The organism is Variovorax sp. 01T439_2 (assembly GCF_056398445.1).
This window is the reverse complement of sequence record NZ_JBFTPJ010000616.1, coordinates 1-3,676: the sequence shown is the minus strand read 5'-3', so window position 1 is coordinate 3,676 and position 3,676 is coordinate 1. Positions and strand designations below refer to the sequence as shown.

The window sequence follows — 3,676 nt, the reverse complement described above, 5'->3', positions numbered from 1 at the left end:
GAATGGCTCAAGCTGCACCACGACGACACGGCTGCCGTTTTTGCCGGCCTGCCCGCGAGCTATCCCGTCGCCTTTGCCTTTGCCGCGAGCCGCACCGGCGCCTCGGTGCACGACGGCTGCCTGGCCTTTGCCTTTGGATGGGCCGAGAACATGGTGGCCGCGGCGGTCAAGGCCGTGCCGCTCGGCCAGAGCGCGGGCCAGCGCATCCTGGCGCGGCTCGCCAACGAGATTCCCGCCGCCGTCGAGCGCGCAATGCAGCTTGGCGACGACGAGCGCCAGGCCTTTGCGCCCCTCTTGGCCGTGCTGTCGGCACGGCATGAAACACAATACTCGCGCCTCTTTCGAAGCTGACCGAACCGGACAACGCCCATGACCTCCGCCCTGCACCACATTCCCCATCGCACCAAGAAACTGCCGCCGCTGCGCGTGGGCATCGGCGGCCCGGTCGGCTCGGGCAAGACCACGCTGCTCGAGATGCTCTGCAAGGCCATGCGCGACAAGTACGACCTCGTCGCCATCACCAACGACATCTACACCAAGGAAGACCAGCGCCTGCTCACCGTGGCCGGCGCGCTGCCGGCCGAGCGCATCATGGGCGTGGAGACCGGCGGCTGCCCGCACACCGCCATCCGCGAAGACGCGTCGATCAACCTCGAGGCCATCGACCGCATGCTCGAGGATTTTCCCGATGCCGACGTGGTGTTCGTCGAATCGGGCGGCGACAACCTCGCGGCCACCTTCAGCCCCGAGCTGTCGGACCTGACGATCTACGTGATCGACGTGGCGGCCGGCGAGAAGATTCCGCGCAAGGGCGGCCCCGGCATCACCAAGAGCGACCTGTTCGTCATCAACAAGACCGACCTCGCGCCCTACGTCGGCGCGAACCTCGACGTGATGGAGCAGGACACGCAGCGCATGCGCCGCCAGCGGCCCTACGTGATGACCAACCTCAAGACCCACACCGGCGTGGCCGAGGTGGTGGCGTTCATCGAGAAGCGCGGCATGCTGACCGCAGACTGAGGCACGCCCTCAGAGTTCGCTGCCGTCGCGCAGCTGCCGCGCCTTGTAGACCAGCCGCACGCCCCCGCGGCGCGCATCGCGCACGTGCTGCAGGTACACGTCGGCATCCTCGTGCGTCCACGCCGCGTAGGCACTGCCGGGATCGTTCGAGGCCAGCTCGGCGCCGAAGGCCGCGCGGCCCCATCGGAGCAGGTCGGCAAACGCGGCCGCGCCGCCGTCGGGCACCGCCGCTGCGGACGCGAGGTACTCGACGCGCCGCAGCTGCGAATCGGCAAAGAAGAAGGTCGGTTCGAACACCAGCCCCGCCATCGAGACCGGCGCCCCCCGCCAGCCGCCGACCAGGCCGCCCGCGAGCCGCTGCGGCCGCGGCACGCGCTCGATCGTGGGCATTGCGGCCTGCAGTTCGACGGCCGTCATGCCGAGCCGCACGCCGGGCGGCAGCGCCTGCGCATGCAGCGCCCCGGCAGCAAAGACTGCGGCGCTCGCGGCGAGTGCGCGAACGAGCAGACCGAAAAAGAGCGGGGGAACGGGGGATCGCAGCTTCGACATCGGAACAGGAAAGAATCAATTTGCGGCCAGCACAGGCAGCGAGCAAGCCGCAAGTATCGTGCGAGCGAAGGCCCGGCACTCAGCCTCCCGCCGACGCCGCCCGCCCGGGCAGCGGCAGCCGCAGCGTCAAGCCCAGCGCGCCGCCCGCGTCCGGCGCCGCATAGATGCGCCCGCCGTGGCGGCTCGCGATGCGCTCGCACACGCGCGCACCGGCATGGCCGACGACCTGCGTCGCCTCGAGAAAACGCGCCAGCGGCGGGCTCGCATCGGAGGCATCGAGATCCCTCCAGTGGATGACGGCCTGGCCGCGTTCCACCCGCGCCGAGACCTGCAGCGTGGCGCCGGGGGACATGACCTTTGCCGCATAACGCGCGACCTTCGAAAGCAGTTCCTCGAGCTCGGCCTCGATGCCGAAGACGGGCACCACCTCGTGCGGAACCCGGATGTCGAAGCGGATCGGCCAGCCGGACGCGCCTTCGGAATCTTCAAAACTCCGCAGCGACGCGACAAGCGGCCGCAGGTCCTGCATGCGGCTCTCGCGCATCTTCTGCTCGGCCTCGTGGCGGGCCTCGGCGGCCATTTCGCGCGCTTGCGAGCCGGCCTTGAGGTTGGCAACGAACAGGGAGGCGATGAAGGCCAGCACTGCGGCGAGGCCGAGTGCAACGACGATGGCAATGGCCAGGCCCAGGTTGCTTGAATACATGGCTCGTGCGCCTTCAGCGCCCCTGCGGCGGCCGGAACTCCAGCGCACCACCGGGACCGCGTTCGCAAGTCCCGGTCAAGCTGTCGGCGCGAGGACCCGGAAGCACCGGACGCGCGCCTTCGGCCTGGCCGTCGCACACGTCCCATGCGGCCATGGGCGGCCCTGGCGGTGCTTCGCCGCGAAAACCCGCGTGCCAGCCGGGCAGCGGACCATGGGGCGGCGGCGGGGGAAGCATGATGCAGCCGGACAAGCCGGCCGCGGCGAGCAGGCCCGCCAGGTAGTGGTGGATTCTGGTCATTCGAACCTCATGAACAAGTTCACGGGCACATGCGGCGGGGCTGTGCATTGCAAGGCCCCGCCGCACATCGCCTGTCGTCAGAACGCGTGCCGGATGCCGAAGTCGTAGCCCGTGGACGAGCGCGGCAGGCCCGTGTAGCTGACGCCGGCGCTGCCGTAGCCCGTGGTGCTCGCGGCGCTCAGGCTGCCGGTGTAGGCCGCATCGTTGCGGTTGTTCACGCGGGCCACGGTCGCGTACAGGGCCGTGCGCTTCGAGAGGTTGTGCACATAGCCGATGGCCAGCTTCTGCGCGCGCGGATCCTCGCCCGTGATGCCCGCGGCGCCTTCGTCGTAGCGCACGGTCGAGTACGACGCGCGGATCACGCCCGCCCCCACCGGCATGCTCGCGCCGATCAGGTAGCCGTTGTAGCTGTCGTGGCTGTTGCCGACGGCCAGGTCGAACTTGTTCTTCACGTTCGACAGCTCGCCGAACAGCTTGACCGGGCCGAAGTCGTACGACGCGCCGAGGTTGATGGTCTGCACCTTGCGGGTCAGCGAGGTGGTGTCCACCGCGACGTTCTCGCCCACGGCCAGTGCCACGTCGAGCGGCCCGTTCGCATAGCCGAAGCGCCCGCCCGCGTAGCGGCCCGCGCTGCTGCTGGTGGCGGCCGTGAGGTCGGTGGCGCTGGTCCGGGTGTTCTCGTTCAGGCTGTACTGCAGCTGGCCGTAGAAGCCACCGAGGTTGGGCGGCAGGAAGTAGCCGACCATGTTGCTCGCACGCACGTAGTTGGTGTTGTTCAGGCCGGTGCTGCCGCTCACGGTGTTGATCACGCTGGCGCCCGAGCCGTTGGTGCCGAACGGATCGAAGACCGTGTCGTTCCAGAAGGTGGCGGTGTAGTCGCGGCCCAGCCGCAGTTCGCCGAAGCCGCCCGACAGGCTCACGGTGGAGCGGCGGTTGAAGGTGGAGATGCCGGTGGCGCCGTCATCGTTGGTGATCGGCGCTTCGAGCCAGAAGCTGGCGGCCAGCCCGCCGCCCAGGTCTTCCGTGCCACGGAAGCCGATGCGGCTGGAGTTGTAGCCGGAGTTGGCGAGGCTCCACTTGCTCTGTTTGGAGCTCAAGCCTGTGGC

General features: G+C 69.2%; 6 protein-coding genes. 2 read left to right on the top strand and 4 right to left on the bottom strand.

Features of this window, described 5'->3' with window-relative positions; all coding sequences use genetic code 11:
* Nucleotides 1–351: urease accessory protein UreF (locus AC1DOC_RS24430; RefSeq protein WP_478130666.1), on the top strand; the 351-nt coding region annotated here is incomplete at its 5' end.
* A gap of 18 nt (nt 352–369) precedes the next feature.
* Nucleotides 370–1,020, top strand: a complete 651-nt coding sequence (gene ureG, locus AC1DOC_RS24425) for an urease accessory protein UreG (RefSeq protein WP_015867022.1) — start codon at nt 370–372, stop codon at nt 1,018–1,020.
* Nucleotides 1,021–1,029: 9 nt separating this feature from the next.
* Here the strand turns inward: ureG and AC1DOC_RS24420 are convergent, their stop codons facing one another.
* The 4 genes from AC1DOC_RS24420 to AC1DOC_RS24405 all read right to left on the bottom strand — a co-directional run.
* Nucleotides 1,030–1,569 carry a hypothetical protein gene (locus tag AC1DOC_RS24420; RefSeq protein ID WP_478084236.1) on the bottom strand — a complete coding sequence of 180 codons (540 nt, stop codon included), beginning with the start codon at nt 1,567–1,569 and terminating at the stop codon, nt 1,030–1,032.
* A gap of 79 nt (nt 1,570–1,648) precedes the next feature.
* Nucleotides 1,649–2,272 carry an ATP-binding protein gene (locus AC1DOC_RS24415; protein WP_478080304.1) on the bottom strand — a complete coding sequence of 208 codons (624 nt, stop codon included), beginning with the start codon at nt 2,270–2,272 and terminating at the stop codon, nt 1,649–1,651.
* Nucleotides 2,273–2,285: 13 nt separating this feature from the next.
* Nucleotides 2,286–2,570, bottom strand: a complete 285-nt coding sequence (locus AC1DOC_RS24410) for a hypothetical protein (RefSeq protein ID WP_478080305.1) — start codon at nt 2,568–2,570, stop codon at nt 2,286–2,288.
* A gap of 77 nt (nt 2,571–2,647) precedes the next feature.
* On the bottom strand, nt 2,648–3,676 hold a 1,029-nt coding region (locus AC1DOC_RS24405; RefSeq protein WP_478130665.1), incomplete at its 5' end, for a porin.

Bases quoted from the DNA above. Each gene is read 5' to 3' on its own strand.
- ureG (WP_015867022.1), top strand. From the start codon at position 370: ATGACCTCCGCCCTGCACCACATTCCCCATCGCACCAAGAAACTGCCG.
- AC1DOC_RS24420 (WP_478084236.1), bottom strand. From the start codon at position 1,569: ATGTCGAAGCTGCGATCCCCCGTTCCCCCGCTCTTTTTCGGTCTGCTC.
- AC1DOC_RS24410 (WP_478080305.1), bottom strand. From the start codon at position 2,570: ATGACCAGAATCCACCACTACCTGGCGGGCCTGCTCGCCGCGGCCGGC.
- AC1DOC_RS24415 (WP_478080304.1), bottom strand. From the start codon at position 2,272: ATGTATTCAAGCAACCTGGGCCTGGCCATTGCCATCGTCGTTGCACTC.